Source organism: Nonomuraea sp. NPDC048892 (assembly GCF_040649735.1).
Lineage (GTDB): Bacteria > Actinomycetota > Actinomycetes > Streptosporangiales > Streptosporangiaceae > Nonomuraea > Nonomuraea maheshkhaliensis.
Genome location: NZ_JBEZFZ010000006.1, coordinates 525,267 through 542,907, shown reverse-complemented (window position 1 = coordinate 542,907; position 17,641 = coordinate 525,267). Strand labels below are relative to the sequence as shown.

At 70.7% G+C, this 17,641-nt stretch carries 12 protein-coding genes; 6 read left to right on the top strand and 6 right to left on the bottom strand.

The window, feature by feature from the left end; all coding sequences use genetic code 11:
- Positions 1–213 precede the first annotated feature (213 nt).
- Both AB0C28_RS23710 and AB0C28_RS23705 read left to right on the top strand, forming a co-directional pair.
- On the top strand, positions 214–3,126 hold the full coding sequence (locus AB0C28_RS23710) for a glycoside hydrolase family 48 protein (RefSeq protein ID WP_358077281.1): 2,913 nt from the start codon (positions 214–216) through the stop codon (positions 3,124–3,126).
- A gap of 11 nt (positions 3,127–3,137) precedes the next feature.
- Entirely contained in the window at positions 3,138–5,624 is a 2,487-nt protein-coding gene (locus tag AB0C28_RS23705; RefSeq protein WP_358077397.1) for a glycoside hydrolase family 9 protein, read from the top strand.
- A 302-nt stretch (positions 5,625–5,926) separates the two neighbouring features.
- Here the strand turns inward: AB0C28_RS23705 and AB0C28_RS23700 are convergent, their stop codons facing one another.
- The 5 genes from AB0C28_RS23700 to AB0C28_RS23680 all read right to left on the bottom strand — a co-directional run bounded on the left by AB0C28_RS23700 (position 5,927) and on the right by AB0C28_RS23680 (position 12,465).
- Positions 5,927–6,448, bottom strand: a complete 522-nt coding sequence (locus AB0C28_RS23700) for a hypothetical protein (RefSeq protein WP_357846504.1) — start codon at positions 6,446–6,448, stop codon at positions 5,927–5,929.
- A complete protein-coding gene (locus tag AB0C28_RS23695) occupies positions 6,445–7,506 on the bottom strand; it encodes a lytic polysaccharide monooxygenase (RefSeq protein WP_357846502.1) in 1,062 nt (353 codons plus the stop codon). Before AB0C28_RS23695 ends, AB0C28_RS23700 begins: the two co-directional genes overlap by 4 nt.
- Positions 7,507–7,866: 360 nt before the next feature.
- A complete protein-coding gene (locus AB0C28_RS23690) occupies positions 7,867–9,126 on the bottom strand; it encodes a serine/threonine-protein kinase (protein WP_357846500.1) in 1,260 nt (419 codons plus the stop codon).
- Positions 9,113–10,084 carry a LacI family DNA-binding transcriptional regulator gene (locus AB0C28_RS23685; RefSeq protein ID WP_357846498.1) on the bottom strand — a complete coding sequence of 324 codons (972 nt, stop codon included), beginning with the start codon at positions 10,082–10,084 and terminating at the stop codon, positions 9,113–9,115. The genes AB0C28_RS23690 and AB0C28_RS23685 overlap by 14 nt, the downstream gene beginning before the upstream one ends.
- Positions 10,085–10,308: 224 nt before the next feature.
- Positions 10,309–12,465, bottom strand: coding sequence for a transglycosylase domain-containing protein (locus AB0C28_RS23680; RefSeq protein WP_357846496.1), 2,157 nt, complete (start codon positions 12,463–12,465; stop codon positions 10,309–10,311).
- A 405-nt stretch (positions 12,466–12,870) separates the two neighbouring features.
- On the opposite strand from AB0C28_RS23680, the gene AB0C28_RS23675 reads away from it, so the two are divergent.
- Genes AB0C28_RS23675 through AB0C28_RS23660 form a run of 4 tightly spaced genes read left to right on the top strand, consistent with a single transcriptional unit; the run spans position 12,871 to position 16,075 of the window.
- Positions 12,871–14,121: a hypothetical protein gene (locus AB0C28_RS23675; RefSeq protein WP_358077278.1), complete on the top strand. Its 1,251-nt coding sequence runs from the start codon at positions 12,871–12,873 to the stop codon at positions 14,119–14,121.
- Positions 14,118–15,116 carry a hypothetical protein gene (locus AB0C28_RS23670; protein ID WP_357846492.1) on the top strand — a complete coding sequence of 333 codons (999 nt, stop codon included), beginning with the start codon at positions 14,118–14,120 and terminating at the stop codon, positions 15,114–15,116. The genes AB0C28_RS23675 and AB0C28_RS23670 overlap by 4 nt, the downstream gene beginning before the upstream one ends.
- Positions 15,117–15,151: 35 nt before the next feature.
- Positions 15,152–15,637, top strand: coding sequence for a MarR family transcriptional regulator (locus tag AB0C28_RS23665; protein ID WP_358077275.1), 486 nt, complete (start codon positions 15,152–15,154; stop codon positions 15,635–15,637).
- 60 nt (positions 15,638–15,697) lie between these two features.
- Entirely contained in the window at positions 15,698–16,075 is a 378-nt protein-coding gene (locus tag AB0C28_RS23660) for an STAS domain-containing protein (protein WP_357846488.1), read from the top strand.
- Positions 16,076–16,135: 60 nt separating this feature from the next.
- Here AB0C28_RS23660 and AB0C28_RS23655 read toward each other — a convergent pair whose 3' ends face one another.
- Positions 16,136–17,542: an NAD(P)/FAD-dependent oxidoreductase gene (locus tag AB0C28_RS23655; protein WP_358077272.1), complete on the bottom strand. Its 1,407-nt coding sequence runs from the start codon at positions 17,540–17,542 to the stop codon at positions 16,136–16,138.
- Positions 17,543–17,641 lie beyond the last annotated feature (99 nt).

The window sequence follows — 17,641 nt, the reverse complement described above, 5'->3', positions numbered from 1 at the left end:
GGTTTCGACCGCCCCGCATGCTCGCCGAATGCCCTCCGACACAGATGAAACTTTCATCCCGGCCAGCCTGGTGAGAGGAAACACGGGGGTCACCGACACGCCATTCCGTTGACATACGCCGGAGGGCATCCACAATCCCGTTTGGGAGCGCTCCCAACCCCCTACTCCCATGGAGACCCCGTGAAGCACAGACCTCCGATTCTCTTGACCCGGTTGGCGAGACGGCTCGCCGTGGCCACGACGCTCGTCCTCGTCGCGGGCGCGACCGCGGCCGTCACGGCCGCTCCCGCCCAGGCCGCGGTGGCCTGCGATGTGACGTACGCGGCCAACCAGTGGACGAGCGGCCAGAACCAGGGCGGTTTCACCGCGAACATCACGCTGAAGAACACCGGCGACCCCATCACGTCCTGGTCCTTGGCCTTCGACTTCCCGACCACGGGCCAGCGCTACACCCCGACCGGCTGGGGCGCCAACTGGAGCCAGTCGGGCACCCGCGTGACCGGCACCAACATGCCCTGGAACGGCAGCTTGGCCACCGGCGCCTCCACCAACATCGGCTTCAACGGCACCTGGACGGGCAGCAACCCGAGCCCGGCCACGTTCAGCGTCAACGGGGTCACCTGCGGCGCCACAGGCAACGCGCCCACCGTGGCGCTGACCTCGCCCGCCGCGGGCCAGACGTTCACCGCCCCCGCCACCGTGCCGATCACGGCCACCGCCGCCGACTCCGACGGCACCGTCGCCAAGGTCGACTTCTACCAGGGCTCCACGCTGCTGGGCACCGACACCTCCTCCCCCTACGCCTACACCTGGTCGAACGTGGCCGCCGGCAGCTACTCGATCACGGCCAGGGCCACCGACAACAGCGGCCTGGTCACGACCTCCGCCCCGGTCGGCATCACGGTCTCGCCGGACTCGGGCCCGGCGCTCGTGGTGAGCCCGACGACCATCTCCGTGCCGGAGGACGGCACCGCCTCCTTCGGTGTGCGGCTGTCGCAGGCGCCCTCGGCGAACGTGAGCGTCTCGGTCGCCCGCGTCAGCGGTGACGCGGACCTCACCGTCTCCGGCTCCGCGACCAGGACGTTCACGCCGTCGAACTGGAACACCGTGCAGAACGTCACGCTGGCCGCGGCCGACGACGCCGACACCACGGCCGGCTCGGCCGTCTTCCGGGTCAGCGCCACCGGCTACACCGCGGTGGACGTGACGGCGAACGAGGCGGACGACGACGTCGGCGGCGACAACGAGTACGTGGCCCGCTTCGTCGAGCTCTACAACGAGCTGCACGACCCGGCCAACGGCTACTTCTCGCCCGAGGGCGTGCCGTACCACTCGATCGAGACGTTCATGGTCGAGGCGCCGGACCACGGGCACGAGACCACGTCCGAGGCCTACAGCTACTACCTGTGGCTGGAGGCGACGTACGGGCAGGTGACCGGCGACTGGTCGAAGTTCAACGCCGCGTGGGCCTCGATGGAGAAGTACATCATCCCGGCCACCGCCGACCAGCCGACGAACTCCTTCTACGACCCCTCGAAGCCGGCGACGTACGCGGCCGAGTACAACACGATCAACAGTTACCCGACGCAGATCGACTCCAGTGTCAGCGTCGGCACCGACCCGATCGCCGGCGAGCTGCAGAGCGCGTACGGCACCCGCGACGTCTACGGCATGCACTGGTTGCTCGACGTCGACAACACCTACGGCTTCGGCCGCTGCGGCGACGGCACGACCAGGCCCGCCTACATCAACACCTACCAGCGCGGCCCCGAGGAGTCGGTCTTCGAGACGATCCCGCAGCCGTCCTGCGACACCTTCGCCCACGGCGGCACCAACGGCTACCTGGACCTGTTCATCAAGGACGCCTCGTACGCCAAGCAGTGGAAGTACACCAACGCCCCCGACGCCGACGCCCGGGCGGTCCAGGCCGCCTACTGGGCGCTGACCTGGGCCAAGGAGCAGAACAAGGCCGGCGACATCTCCGCCACCGTGGCCAAGGCCGCCAAGATGGGCGACTACCTGCGCTACGCGATGTACGACAAGTACTTCAAGCAGCCCGGGTGCACGAGCCCGTCGTGCCCGGCGGGCACCGGCAAGAACGCCTCCAACTACCTGCTGTCCTGGTACTACGCCTGGGGCGGCGCGACCGACTCCAATGCCGGCTGGGCCTGGCGCATCGGCTCCAGCCACAACCACGCCGGCTACCAGAACCCGTTCGCGGCCTGGGCACTGTCCAACGTGACCGAGCTGCGGCCGAAGAGCTCGACCGGCGCGGCCGACTGGAGCACCAGCCTGACCAGGCAGCTGCAGTTCTACACGTGGCTGCAGTCGGCCGAGGGCGCCATCGCCGGCGGCGCCACCAACAGCTGGGAGGGCCACTACGCCACGCCGCCGTCCGGGCTGCCGAAGTTCCACGGCATGACCTACGACTGGCAGCCGGTCTACCACGATCCGCCGTCGAACCAGTGGTTCGGCTTCCAGGCGTGGACGATGGACCGGGTGGCGCAGCTCTACTACGCCACCGGCAACGCCGACGCCAAGGCGCTGCTGGACAAGTGGGTGTCGTGGGCGCTGGACAACACCACGATCAACGCCGACGGCAGCTACCAGATCCCGTCCACGCTGCGCTGGACCGGCCAGCCCGCGGGCAACTTCAGCGCCACGTCCGGCATGCCGCCGGCCAACCCGGGCCTGCACGTGACCGTCGTGGACCACACGCAGGACGTGGGCGTCGCGGGCGCGTACGCCAAGGTGCTGATGTACTACGCGGCCAGGGCCGACCACGCCGAGGCCCGTGACACGGCCAAGGCGCTGCTCGACGGCATCTGGGACAACCGTGACGCCGAGGGCGTGTCGGTGCCGGAGACCAAGACCGACTACCAGCGCGTGGACGACCCCGTGTACGTCCCGGCCGGCTGGAGCGGCGAGATGCCCAACGGCGACCCGATCAACTCGAACTCCACGTTCCTGTCGATCAGGTCGTTCTACGAGGACGACCCGGACTGGCCGCGGGTGCAGGCGTTCCTGAACGGCAACGGCCCGGCGCCGGTCTTCAACTACCACCGCTTCTGGGCGCAGGTGGACGTCGCCGTCGCCTTGGCCGAGTACGGGCGGCTCTTCCCGTGAGCAAGGCAACCATGATCGCCGTGGCTTCGCTGGTCCTGTCCCTGATGGGGGCGGGGCCGGCGGCCCCGGCCGACGCGGCGGCGCCCGCCTTCGCCTACGGCGAGGCGCTGCAGAAGTCGCTGTTCTTCTACGAGGCCCAGCAGTCGGGCGAGCTGCCCGGCTGGAACCGGGTCTCCTGGCGCGGGGACTCCGGCCTGGACGACGGCGCGGACGCCGGAGTCGATCTCACGGGCGGCTGGTACGACGCGGGCGACCACGTCAAGTTCGGCTTCCCGATGGCCTTCTCCGCCACGATGCTGGCCTGGGGCGCGGTCGAGTACCGCGACGCCTACGCCTCCTCCGGCCAGCTCTCCCACCTGCTGAACAACCTCAAGTTCGTCAACGACTACTTCGTCAAGGCGCACCCGTCGCCGAACGTGCTCTACGGGCAGGTCGGCAACGGCGGCACGGACCACGCCTGGTGGGGGCCGGCCGAGGCGATGGCGATGAACCGGCCGGCGTACAAGATCGACGCGTCGTGCGGCGGGTCGGATCTGGCGGGGGAGACGGCGGCGGCGATGGCGGCCTCCTCGATCGTCTTCCGCCCGACAAATCCGTCTTATGCCGACACGCTGGTGACGCACGCCAAGCAGCTCTACTCCTTCGCCGACACCGTCAGGAAGAAGTACAGCGAGTGCGTCACCGACGCATCCAGCTACTACAACTCGTGGAGCGGCTACCAGGACGAGCTGGTGTGGGGCGCGATCTGGCTCTACCGGGCCACGAACGACGCCGCCTACCTGGCCAAGGCCGAGAGCGGTTACGCCGGCCTGGGCACCGAACCGCAGAGCACCACGAAGTCGTACAAGTGGACCCTGGCCTGGGACGACAAGTCGTACGGCGCGTACGTGCTGCTGCACAAGCTGACCGGCAAGCAGCAGTACCTCGACGACGCCAACCGCTGGCTCGACTGGTGGACGGTCGGCGTGAACGGCTCGAAGGTGGCCTACTCGCCGGGCGGCCAGGCCGTGCTCGACCGGTGGGGCTCGCTGCGGTACGCGGCCAACACCGCCTTCGCCGCGCTCGTGCACAGTGACGCGATCACCGATGCCACGCGCAAGGCCCGCTACCACGACTTCGCGGTCCGGCAGATCGACTACGCGCTCGGGGACAACCCGCGTAACTCGTCGTACGTGGTCGGGTTCGGCGCCAACCCGCCGAGGAACCCGCACCACCGTACGGCGCACGGCTCGTGGACCGACCAGATCACCAACCCCGAGCAGACCCGCCACACCCTGTACGGCGCGCTCGTCGGCGGCCCGCCCGACCCGAACGACGCCTACACCGACAAACGCGACGACTACGTCATGAACGAGGTCGCCACCGACTACAACGCCGGCTTCACCAGCGCCCTGGCCCGGCTCTACCAGGAGTACGGCGGCGCGCCGGCGGCGAACTTCCCCGTGGCCGAGACCCCGGACGGCCCGGAGATCTTCGTCGAGGCGGGCGTGAACGCCTCGGGCAACGGCTTCACCGAGATCAAGGCCATCGTCCGCAACCAGTCGGCCTGGCCTGCCCGGGTCCTGTCCGACGGCTCGTTCCGCTACTACTTCACCCTCGACGGCTCGACGACCCCGGCGCAGATCAGCGTCTCGTCGGCCTACACGCAGTGCGCGGCGCCGACCGTGCGCCAGGCGAGCGGCAGCACGTACTACGTGAACGTCGACTGCTCAGGACAGGCCATCGCGCCCGCCGGGCAGTCGCAGCACCGTAGGGAGGTGCAGTTCAGGATCACCAGCGCGGGCACGTGGGATCCGGCGAACGACTGGTCGTACCGGAACATCCCGACCACGCCCGGGGCGACGCCGGTGCGCACCCCGAACATCACCCTCCACAGCGGCGGCACCACGATCTGGGGTGAGCCCCCTGGTCCGGTGGAAGAGGACACCACCGCCCCCGGCCGGCCGGGCAGGCCCGCGGTCTCCGCGATCACGGGCTCCTCGGCCAGGCTGAGCTGGGCGGCCGCCACCGACGACGTGGGCGTGACCGGTTATGACGTCTACCTGGGGTCCACCAAGGTAGCGACCGCCACGAGCACGTCGTCCGACCTGAGCGGGCTCACCCCCGCCACGTCCTACACCGCCCACGTGGTGGCCAGGGACGCGGCGGGCAACACCTCGGCCGCCTCGGACAGCGTCTCCTTCACCACCACCGACGCTCCCGCCGGCGGGTGCACGGCCACGTACCAGGTGGTCAACTCGTGGGGCGGCGCGTACCAGGCCGAGGTGACGGTCAGGAACGCCGGCACGTCGCCCACCGGCGCCTGGACGGTCGCCTGGACCACCCCGAGCACGATCACCCAGCTCTGGGGCGGCCGGCACACCGTGTCCGGCACCACGGTCACGGTCAGGAACGAGGCGTGGAACGGCGCTCTCGCGCCCGGCGCGAGCACCACGTTCGGCTTCGTCGCCAACGGCGCCGCCACGACCCCCGACCCGATCAGCTGCACTCCCGGCTGATCCGAGAGCCCGCCCCCGCCGCAGCAGCGGCGGGGGCGGCACCAACGAAGACGGACTGAACCCCCCGGCCATCGGCTGCGTATGAGGAGGTGAGGGCCAGCAACAATCCCTGCCCAACACACCATCCCGCCCGGATGGGACGGACGCGGTCGAACCTCCACTCGACCGCGTCCGTTCGTGTGTGGTCCGTTCTCACCCTTGCGTCGGCGCGTAGCTGTGGGTGGTCTGTTCTCACCCTTGCGCCGGCGTGAACCTGTAGGTGATCTGTTCTCAGCCTCGCGCCGGCGCGAACCTGTGGGTGGTCACTTCTCGGCCGTCGCCAGCGCGAATCTCTCCCGCGCCGCGTCGATCGCCGCGTCGTCGCTGAACTCGGCGAACGCCTGCTCGTGGTAACGCTCGGGGATGAGCCGCCGGACCCGCTCCGGGTAGCCGGCGCCCGCCTCGGGCACCCTGACCTGGGGCGGGATGTCGATCTTCACGGCGATCGGGCCCGAGGCGCGCACGGACGACGCCCAGTCCCGGCTCTGGCCGGTGATGGCGCACATGTGACGGGCGTAGACCCAGCGCACCTCGACCAGGGAGGCGGCGTTCGGGGGTTCGGTGCCGAAGGGCTCCACGGCGCACACGACGCCCGCGTCGAAGCTGTGCCCGTGGGAGTGGTGCTCGCCTGGCGAGGCCTGTTCGAGTATCAGGGTCACCTGGGCGGCGAGCTCCTCGTTGAGCTGCGAGGACGGCTGCCTGGCCACGAAGAACGTCACCCCGGCCAGGGTCAGGCCGGCCAGGGTGACGAGTGCCGCGACGAGCCCGCGACGGGTTGAGATCACGGGCTGGTGCAGGTCAGGCTGGGTGCGGGGCTCGGGACCGAGCCGGTGGCGTTGAACCCGAACGAGGTCGACGCGTTCGGTGCGAGCTGTCCGTTGTACGTGGCGTTCTTGACCGCCACGTTCGGCGCCTGTGCGGACAGCACCCCGTTCCACGGCTGGCCGTCGAAGCCCTGGCCGCCGGTGTAGGTCCACTTGACCGTCCAGCCGTTCAGCGCGCTGGTGCCCGTGTTCTTCACGGTCACCTCACCCTGGAAGTGGCCGGCCCAGCCGGTGTCGGTGGCCTTCCACGTGGCGGTGCAGCCGCCGGTGGGAGGAGGGTCGGTCGGATCGGGGTCGGGGTCGGGGTCAGGAGTGCTGCCGCCGGGTCCGACGCCGGTCACCTCGCCGTTGCCGCCGTCGAAGACGACGTCCGAGCAGCTGTAGAAGTTCTCGTTGCTGTCGGAACGGATCCAGTGCGTGTAGATGATGTGCCGCCCGCTCTTGCCTGAGGGCAACTGGGCGTTCCAGTAGTAGTAGTTGAGCCCGCCGGCGCCGCCGGACTTGGGCGGATTCGTGACGCTGCCGAACGGCTCAAGGTCGGACCACTTGAGCGGCCCGTTGGGGTTCCAGCCGTTCTTGGTGATGTAGTAGTTGAACGACCCGGGGTGCTCGGCCCAGTTGCTGTGCCGCATCGTGATGGAGGCCCCGGAGGTCAAGTGGGTCAGCGGCCAGTCGGAGCGGACCGCGTTGTAGGCCGAGAAGTCGTAGGGCCCGCCGGTGCCGCCGCTGCAGAGCTGCCCGTCGGGGATGAATCCGGAGGTCCGGCCGGCGCCGTCGGAGCGCAGCACGGCGAACCAGTTGTAGAGGGGGGTCGTGCCGCTCTGGTTGACGGCGGCGGCGCACGCGGGGTTGTAGGGGAGGATCTGCCCGTTGTCCCGCAGGCCGTCCTGCCAGCACAGGAACGTACGGGCGCCGGGGAACATCGACACTCCGTGCGCCTGTGCCTGCGTGGGGGCCATCAGGACACTGGTGATCAGGACCAGGACGGCGGTGAGTGCCGCCGACTTGAATAACTTCATGGGGATTCCCTTGCGCTGACGACAGAGGAAACTGCCCACGACCTGCCCGCCCGGCCAGCGCATTGAATCACGACATTTCTTGATTCGACAATCTTCAGTGAAACTTTCACGCGATCATGGTCATGGCGAATTTGGGGCTACCCATATGGGAGCGCTCCCACTACGCTCCCTCTCGCGGAGGCAGGGGAGCGGGCTCGCGCGGGGCCACGCATTGTGAGGGGTCTGGCCCGCGCGATGGAGGGGTACGGCTGGTGCGGCCGTACCCCTCGTCAATCCGCCGCTCCCGAACCGCCGCACTCGCTCACGCCGCACCGGCCCTGGTCCCGCTGGCCCTGGTCCCGCCGGTTCAGTCCCGCCGGTTCAGTCCCGCTGTACGGCGGCGTCGATGTCGTCCAGCCTGGCCTGCAGCTCGCTCAGGCAGGCCGGTGTGAGGCGGCCCTCCTGCAACCGGGTGGAGAGCTTGGCGCGCAGGCTCGCCGTCTCGACCTCCGACGGGCCGTGCCGCGGCGCCACCGTGTCGTCGAGGACCTGCCGCAGGTCCAGCACCACGTCATCGTCGGTCGCGCCGCACGGCGTCCGCGCCTCCAGCACCGTTCTGAAGCCGGCCGCGGCCTGCTCGACGGTGATCGCCGTGGCCGGCGAGCGCTCGATCAGGTTGGCCGTGGGCGACGGCGGCGGCTGGGCCGCCCGCTGCGGCTGCTCGGGCGGGTGTTCGGGAGGCCGCGTCTGCTGGAACCAGAGCAGGACCGACAGCGCGATGGCCGCCGAGCCCGCCACCGTGAGCCCGCGCCGCACGTGCCGGCCCAGCGTCGCCGTGCCGAGCGCGGAGGTCAGGGCCGAGACGATCTGCGCCGCCGTCGGCCGCTCCTCGGGCAGGCGCGCCAGGCAGCGCTGGCAGAGCGTGGCCACGGCGTTCGGCACGCCGGGCACCCGGGGCGGTGGCTCGGTCCTGCGGGCCGCCTCGATCTCCTCCCACGTGGTCTCCGGGTACGGCGTGCGCCCGGTGAGCATCGTGTGCAGCAGCACGCCCAGGGCGTAGACGTCGACCGCGGGATCGGTCGGCGCGCCGAGCAGCCGTTCTGGGGCGACGTAGGGAGGGGTGCCACGATCGTCCTCGGGGTCGCCGGCCCAGGCCGCGATGCCGAAGTCGAGCAGCTTGGGACCGGCCGCCGTGAGCAGCACGTTCTCCGCCGTCACGTCCCTGTGCACCAGGCCGCGGGCGTGCCCGGCCATCAGCACCCGCGCCAGCCGCAGCGCGATGGAGGCGGCCTCCTGCCACGGCAGCGGGCCCCGCTCGATCCGCTCGGCCAGCGGCGTGCCGTCGAGCAGCGGCATCACCACGTACGCCGCGACGCCGCCGCTGGTGGTGACGGTCTCGCCGTAGTCGTAGATCTCGATCGAGTCGGGGTGGATGAACCTGGCCGCGGCGCGCGCCTCGCTGCGTACGCTGACCCGCGCTCCCGAGTCGGTGTGCAGGGAGGCGGTGAGCACCTTGACCGCGATCATCCGGTGCAGGGACTGGTCGAAAGCCCGCCAGATGACCGACATGCCCCCTCTGGCCAGCGGGTCCAGCAGCAGGTACCGGCGGGCCAGTACGTCCCCGGGCTCAAGCCGACTCACGGACGACCAGTTCCGTGGGGAGGACGGGGTCGATGCCCGCGGCCCCCGTCAGGAGCAGCCGGGTGGCGACGGTGGCGAGCTCCTCGACGGGCTGGCGGACGGTGGTCAGGGCGGGCACGGTGTGCCTGGCGACGGGGGCGTCGTCGAATCCGATCACCGCGACGTCGGCGGGGATCTTGCGGCCCGCCCTGCGCAGGGCCTGGATGGCGCCGGCCGCCATCAGGTCGGAGGCCACGAACACGGCGTCCAGGCCGGGGGCGTGGCGTAACAGCCACTGCATGGCGTGGGTGCCCGAGGCCGCGGTGAAGTCGCCGTACGCGACGGGGACATCGGGGGCGCCTGCGGCCTGGAGGGTGCGGACGAGGCCCTCCAGCCGGTCTCGGGCGCCGGGTAAGGACGGCGGCCCGCCGATGGCCGCCACGTTTCTGCGGCCGGACAGCAGGAAGTGCTCGGCCGCCTGCCGGCCGCCGTCGAGGTTGTCGACGTCGGCGTACGGGAGCCTGAGGTCGTGGGGCGGCCGGCCGATGTTGCGGACCGGGACGCCCGAGGTGGACAGCTTGATCGCCAGGGGATGGCGTTCCCTGGCGCCCACGATGAGCACCGCGCCGGAGAGGGCGGGCAGCGTGGAGGAGGTGGGGGCGACGGTGGTCACCATCAGGTGGGTGCCGTGTTCGGCGATCACCGCGCCGGCGGCGGACAGGAGCCTGGCGTAGTAGGGCTCGTTGAAGAGCCGGGGGAGATGGTCACAGATCACCGCCGTGACGCCGTCGGCCATGGTCTTCGCGGCCGTCCCCCGGGGTGCGCGTTGCCTGACGTATCCCATGCGGGACACGGCGTCGTAGACTTGGCGGCGGGTCGAGGTACTGACCCGCACCGAGCCCGTGAGGACTCGAGATGCGGTCGCGGGGGAAACCCCGGCAGCGGCCGCCACCTGTGCCAGTGTGGGCTGCTCGGACATGGAGCACCTCGCGGGAAGATCCTGGGAGCGCTCCCACGTTACCAATGTTTCGCCGTTGTTAATAGGGCCTTTGCAAGGAGTGCGTCCCGTTGTACGGACGCACTCCGCATCCGCTCAGCCGGGAAGTGCTGGTAGCCGGTGGGGGTTTCGGTGCCGGATGTGCATCAGGGCCTCTTTCTGGACGCCCTATTCATCCACATCCGGCACTCTGAAAACCGCTGAGGTCACTCCCCGCCCAGGCCCGTGTCCACTCCCGTGTAGTCCTCGTCGCCGTCGGTGACGTCGTCGTCCTCGTCGGGCGTCTCGCGCCTCGGCGCGCAGCCCGAGCCGCAGCCGCCGAACCGCTCGCTGTTGACCGGGGTGAAGGCGGTGGCCGGCGTGCCCTTGAGGGCGGACAGCATGGTGTCCTTCCAGATCGGCCCGGGGATCGAGGCGCCGAAGACGTTGGCGTAGTACCGGCCGCCGATGGTGATGCCGTTGAGCTTGTGGTCCTGGGCGCCGTCCGGGTTGCCGATGCTGACCGCGCCCGCCAGATCCGGGGTGAAGCCGGCGAACCAGGCGGTGGCCTGGTTGTCCGTGGTGCCCGTCTTGCCGGCCGCCGGGCGGCCGATGCCGCCGACGCCGCTCATCGTGCCCTTGGTGAACACGCCGGACAGGATGCTCGCCGCCGCGTCCGCGACCTCGGGGTCGAGCTTCTGCTCGCAGTCGGGCTTGTAGTTCTTCACCTTGCCGTAGCGGTCGGTGATCTTGGTGATGACCATGGGCGTGCAGCGCTTGCCGCGAGCGCCGAGGGTGGCGTAGGCGTTGGCCACGGTCACCGGGTCCATCTCGTTCGTGCCCAGCGTGAACGTCTCGTACTCGGTCAGCGGCAGGCCGTCGGAGCGCTTGATGCCCAGGTCCTTGGCCGTCTTGATCGTGTCACACAGGCCCACCTTCTGCTCAAGCTGCACGAAGAAGGTGTTCACCGACTTCCAGGTGCCGGTCTGCAGCGTCATGAAGCCGCCGCCGCCCTCGTCGTTGGTGACGGTGTGCGTCGGGTCGCCGATGTTCTCGCCCTTGCAGTTCTTGAACGAGGAGTAGTACGGGGACCGGTAGCCGCCACTGACGGAGAAGCCCTCGTTGAGCTTCATGCCCTTCTTGAGCGCGGTGACCAGGGTGAACGTCTTGAACGTCGAGCCCGCCTGGAAGCCGGTGCCGCCACCGTGCGCGGCGTCGGCCACGACGTTGTACGACATCTCCTTCTTGCGCTTGTTGGTGCCGTACTTGCGGCTGGCGGCCATGGCCTTGATCGCGCCGGTGCCGGGCTGGATCAGGGCCTCGGAGGCGACCGGGGCGTCCGAGGCGAACACGTGCTTCTTGATGGCCCGCTCGGCGGCCCGCTGCATCTTCGGGTCGAGCGTGGTCTGGATGGTCAGGCCGCCCCGGTTGAGGAACGCGCTCCTGGTCTTGGCCTTCTTGCCGAAGACCGGGTTGCGCAGCACCTCGTTGCGGACGTACATGCAGAAGTACGGATATTTGCTCTCAGCGCATCCGCCCGGGATCGGGGTGTTCTTGAAGCCGAGCTTCTGGGCCTTGGCCGCGGCGGCCTCTTCCGGCGTGATCTTCTTCAGCTCGGCCATCCGGTCGAGCACCACGTTGCGCCGCGAGAGCAGCCGCTTCTGCTGGGCCTTGCCGATGTTGGGGTCGGTCGCGTTGGGGTCCTGGACCGCTCCGGCCAGCGTCGCCGCCTGGGCCAGCGTCAGGTCCGACGCGCTCACCCCGAAGAAGCGCCTGGCCGCGGCCTCCACGCCGTTGGCGCCCGCGCCGAAGTAGGCGATGTTGAGGTACTTCTCCAGGATCTGGTCCTTGGTGTACTTCTCCTCGACCGCCATCGCGTACCGCAGCTCCTTGAGCTTGCGCGCGTAGCTGGCCTCCAGGGCCGCGGCCTTCGCCTCGTCGGTCTCGGCGGAGTTGAGCAGCACCTGCTTGACGTACTGCTGGGTGATCGACGAACCGCCCTGGGCGATGCCACCCGAGGTGGCGTTCTTGGCCAGGGCCCGGATCGTGCCCTCGATGTCGATGGCGCCGTGCTCGTAGAAACGGAAGTCCTCGATGGAGATGATGGCCGTCTTCATGATGTCGGCCACCTGGTCGAGCGTGACGCTCTCGCGGTACTCCTCCCAGAAGTAGGCGATCTCGTTGCCCTTGGCGTCGAGCAGCGTCGTCCGTTCGGCCAGCGGGGGCTCCTTGAGCTCCTCGGGTTTGATGCCGAGGTCTTCTGAAGCCGAGACGAAGATCGCCCCGGTACCCCCGACCGCGGGCAACGCGATGGCGGCGGCCACTACGCCGGCCGCCGCCGCGGCCGCCGTCAGGCGTGCGACACTCGACAAACGGGAACCCATGACGGTATACCCTCCCCCTCGTGGCAATAGGGTGCATCCTAAACCCGGGCATGACGTGCTCCAGGTAAAAACTTGGACGCTCACTGACCCGGAAATGTTGCTCCTGTGCGGAGTTTTCTGGTGATTCGCCGCCGAAGCGGCGTTCGACCTGGTCGGGACGTACGGGGCCGCCGCGACGCGCGTGACGTGAGCCCGTAGCCTCCGCCCTCCCCGCCGCCTTCATCCGCGTCTTCATGTGGGCCTTCTGCTGGGCCTTCGTCCGCGTCTTGTTCTGTGTCTTCTTCTGGGGCGGCCGAGTTTCCGCCAGGTCAAGGCAAAGAAGCGTGTTGTCCGCCGGGTCGTGGCCGGCCGGTCTGGCAACGTCTGGCAGGGCATTTCTTCCCGGGCCTTGGTGGAGGGGGCTGTATGCGTCGCGTCGGGGACCGTGAGCACGTCGATCGGCTGCTGGCCGCCGCCAGGACATGGTGGGCGGACAGCGCCGGTGACGACGGGTGCGTCGTCGCGGAGGCGTACGACGAGGACCTGCGGGTCGTGGCGCGCACGCTGCTGGTGGCGAAGGCGGTCTGCGGGCTGCTGTCCGCGCGGCTGGTCGTGCTGACCGATCCCGGGTGGACGCGGCTGGCCGAGGCGTTCGGCGGCACCGTGGGCGGGCGGCCGGACGTTCCGCCCCGGGCGCTGGTCACCAGCCGGGCCGGGCGCTCCGTGCCCAGGGAGGTGCCGGTCGTCCACGTGCACGGCACCGGGACGCTGCGGGCGTACGCGCTCTTCCCCGACCAGGGGACGTGCACGATCCAGGACGAGCTGCCCGCCAGGGTCGGCGCCTTCTTCGAGCGGCACGTCTGGCCGCACAGGGAGGCGATCAGGCCCAGCGCCGAACGGGTGGCCCGGCGGGTGGGGCGCGGCTACCAGGTCCGTACGGAGACCGAGCGCCGCCAGCTGCGTCACCACGCCTGCTCCCGCCTGGGCATCGACGCCGACCGGCCCACCGTCGCGGTCTTCGGCCACGAGCCCGGCGGGGACGCGGAGCTGTTCGCGGCGACGACGGAGTTCGCCGCGGCCGACCAGAGCGCGAACTGGCTCTTCCTCGACACACCCGCCGATGCCGCCTCCCCGAGCACGCCCGGAAACAGCTCCCGGATCAGGCACGTGAGCGGGAAGATCTCGGCCAACCTGCTGTGGAGCACGGCGGACGTGGGCGTCGCGTTCGGCGACAGCGACCTGCCGGCGTTCGGGATCCCCGTCATCCAGGCCGGCTGGTCCGAGGGCGGCGCCTGCGGGGCCACCCACGTCGCGGGCTCGCCGTCCGAGCACCGCCTGCTGCTGGCCGAGGCCATCGCCAGGGGCGCCAAGGGCGCCGGCTTCCTCGGGCCCGAGCAGCGCGAGCGCGCCCGGCTGTGGCTCTGGCTGCGCCGCTGCGGCGCCGACGTGCCCAGCCAGCTCCTGCCCCACTGGGAGCACGGGGACGACTACGCCAGGGCCATGACGGTCAACCTGCGGCACGCGGAGCCGGACGGCGACGCCCTCTACAGCGCGGTCGGCCGCATGTGGCGATGGCGCGATCCCGTACTCACCCGATTCGACTTCCACGACCCGGCCGCGACGGCCGCCGCACTCATTCCTTCGACGACCGCCGTCCCTTCGAGGAGCACCCGATGACCAGCTCAGGACCCGCCACCGACCTCGACCAGGTGGTTCTTCCCGCCATCCCGCCCGTCCACCTGTCCAGCGGCCGGCTGTCGGCGCTGCAGGTGACTGACCGGCTGCGGCGCGGCAGCCAGATCCTGGGCAGGTTCGAGACGTCCGGGCTGGCCGGCTTCAAGGTCTCCGCCCAGGGACGGGCGCTGCGGGTGCAGGTGTCGCTGTCCACGGACGAGCGGTCGGTGAGCGGCTGGCACGAGGGCCGTACGGAGATGAACCCGCGGCCCCGCCTCGTTCAGGTGCTCTCCCAGGGGCGGCTGCGCCAGTGCGTGCTGCTGCGCGGCAAGAAGGCGCACGCCAGGGTGGCCTTCGACCTGTCGCCCGACGAGATCCCCGACGACGGGCTGATCTGCGTCGAGGCGCTGGACATCACCGAGGGCGACGGCGTCTGCGACGAGGTGCGCACGGCCGTGGCCGGTCGCGTCGCCGAGGACGGGGTGGCCGGGGTGCGGCTGGACAAGGTCGTCTTCGAGGAGCCGCCGGCGGTGGACTACGACCCCGACACGCTCGACGGGGCCCGCTGCGAGCTGTACTCGCTGATCAGCGCGGGCGGCCTGGCCAACGCCAACCGGCAGGGGGCGCGCGTGCTGCGCTCCGGCATGTTCGTGGTCAACCCCGTGCTCAAGGACCGGTTCGGGTCGAGCGGGCGCATCACGCTGCGGCTCGGCACCAAGGCCGAGGCGGTGAGCATGATCCCGGCCACGTGGCGCCGGGTCAACAGCGAGCTGCGCTGGCTGCGCCACACCACCAGGCGGCTGCTGCAGTCGGCGGCGCCGTCCGTCGAGCGGGTGATCAGCGTGCGGGACGGCGACCTGGGGAAGCCCGAGCAACGGGTACGGGGGAACGTCACGGAGCTGGAACTGTCCGACCCGGCGGCCTCGCCCCTGCTGGTGATCCTCGGTCCTTGCCCGGACGCCATCCCGACCCTGGAGTCGGGCACCGCGCACCGATAAGGGCGAAGGGTCCGCCTCGAATAGGATGCGGAGCCATGGGCGACGCCATCGACACGATCATCGAGCAGTGGCGGCGCGAGCGGCCCGACCTCGATCTGTCGGCCATGGACGTCTTCGGCCGGCTCGCCCAGGCCATGCGGCTGATGGCGCCCCAGGTGGACCGGGTCTTCACCAAGCACGGGCTGCGGCAGGGCGAGTTCGACGTGCTGGCCGCGCTGCGCAGGGCCGGGCCCCCGTACACGCTGATTCCCTCCGAGCTGTCGGAGGTGCTGATGATGTCGCGGGCCGGGATGACCAACCGGATCGACCGGCTGGAGGCGGCCGGGCTGGTCGAGCGCAGCCTCGACCCGGCCGACCGGCGCAGCTTCCTGATCAGGCTGACCGAGCGGGGCCTGCGGGTCATCGACGACACGCTCACCGAGCACGCCGCCAACCTGGCCCGCCTGGCCGCGCCGCTCGGCCGCGAGGAGATGGAGACGCTGGCCGGGCTCCTGCGCAAGCTGGCCGACAGCTTGGAGTGAGCAGTCGGGAAAAATGGCAAATACCCCGTGTTATCACCGCTCAGCGGGCAGTGTGGTGATGTGGGCGATGGCGGTTTGCGGATCGAGACGACGAGGCACCTCCATTGCACCGTCCTGCGCGCCGGCGGCGTCCTCGACCACGCCGGCCGGGTCAGGTTCAGCGACCGCATCAACCAGGTGTGGAACTGGTCGGTCGGCCCCGTCCTCGTGTTCGACCTGGCCGACCTCGACTTCTTCGACTCCTCGGTCATCGGCGTGCTCGCGATGGCGATGCAGCGGATGGAGGAGCAGGGCGAGGGCCGGATCATCCTGGTACGGCCCTCGGACCACCTGCTGTCCGTCCTGCGGCTGACGGACCTGCTGTCACGCGTGGAGCTGCGCGGGAGCGTCGAGGAGACGGTGGCGGAGCTGATGCTCCAGTCGGAGGCCAGCCCCTAACCCGCCGCCCCGCCGCACAGCACCGCCGAAACGCCGCCGAAACGCCGCCCCACCGTCGGCCTACAGGCCGTACGCCTCCAGCAGCCGCAGCCAGATCTCGCTCACCGTCGGGAAGGTCGGGACCGCGTGCCAGAGCAGGTCGAGCGGCACCTCGGCGGTCACCGCGATCGTGGCGGAGTGGAGCAGGTCGGCCGTCGCGGGCCCGACGAACGTGACCCCGACCAGCACCCTCCTGTCCTCGTCCACCACGGCCTTGGCCTTGCCCCGGTAGCCGTCGCCCATCAGGTAGGCCCCCGTGACCGAGCCCAGGTCGTACTCGACCGCGCGGACCCGGATGCCCGCCGCGCGGGCCGCCTCCTCGCTGAGGCCGACCGCGCAGACCTGCGGGTCGGTGAAGACGACCTGCGGTGAGCGGGCGCCGCCGACGAGGTCGCGCATCGCGGGCAGCTCGTCGCCGCGCGCCCGCGCCGCGATCACGTCGCCGCAGATCCTGGCCTGGTACTTGCCCATGTGGGTGAGGAGCGCGCGCCCGTTGACGTCGCCCACGGCGTACAGCCAGCCGTCGGCGACCCCGGTGGCCCGCATGCTGTCGTCGACCTCGACGATCGCGCCGTCGGGCAGGCCGACCGCCGAAAGCCCCAGGTCGCCGGTCGCGGGCCGGCGGCCGGTGGCCACCAGCAGCTCGTCAGCCTCCAGCGGTGGGCCCTCCGGCAGGTGCACGGTCACCTTCCCGCCCGGCTCGGGGCGTTCGACGCGGACGGCGTCGGTGTGGGTGCGCAGCTCGATCCCGGCGTCGGCGAACGACTCGGCCAGCAGCTCTCCCGCGAACGGCTCCATGCGGCTGAGCAGGCGGTCGCCCCGGACGAGCACGGTCGTCGAGCGTGCGCCCAGCCCGTGCATGGCCTGCGCCATCTCACACGCCACCACGCCGCCGCCGATCACGACCAGGCGCTCGGGGACCGACGTGGTCGCGGTCACCTCGTGGCTGGTCCACGGCCGCGCCTCTGCCAGGCCCGGCGTGGGCGGGATCGCGGCGACGCTGCCGGTGGCCAGGACGACGGCCTGGCGGGCGGTGATCACGCGCTCGCTGCCGTCCTCGGCGGTGACGCGGACGCGTCTGGGCCCGTCGAGGCGGCCCTTGCCCCGGAAGAACTCGGCCGGGACGCTCTCGATCCAGCGCACCTGGCCGCTGTCGTCGAAGTTCGACACGGTCTCGTCGCGCCTGGCCAGCACCGCGGCCACGTCGATCGGCCCGAGCGAGAGCCCCGGCACCCGCCGTACCTCCCCGGCCAGGTCGACCGGCCGCAGCAGCGCCTTGCTCGGCACGCACGCCCAGTAGGCGCACTCGCCGCCGGCCAGCCGCTCCTCGACGATGGCCGCCGTCAGGCCGCCGCGCACGGCCCGGTCGACGACGTTCTCGCCGGCCGGACCGGCGCCGATCACGATGACGTCGAACTCGTCAGCCACTGCTGCCTCCCCAGGCACGGTATTCGTCCTCTTCTCGCATCGTTTCACGGCGAGCCGCCGCAATCGTGGTGCCTGGCCCCGGTGTCGTCCGTCCGTCGG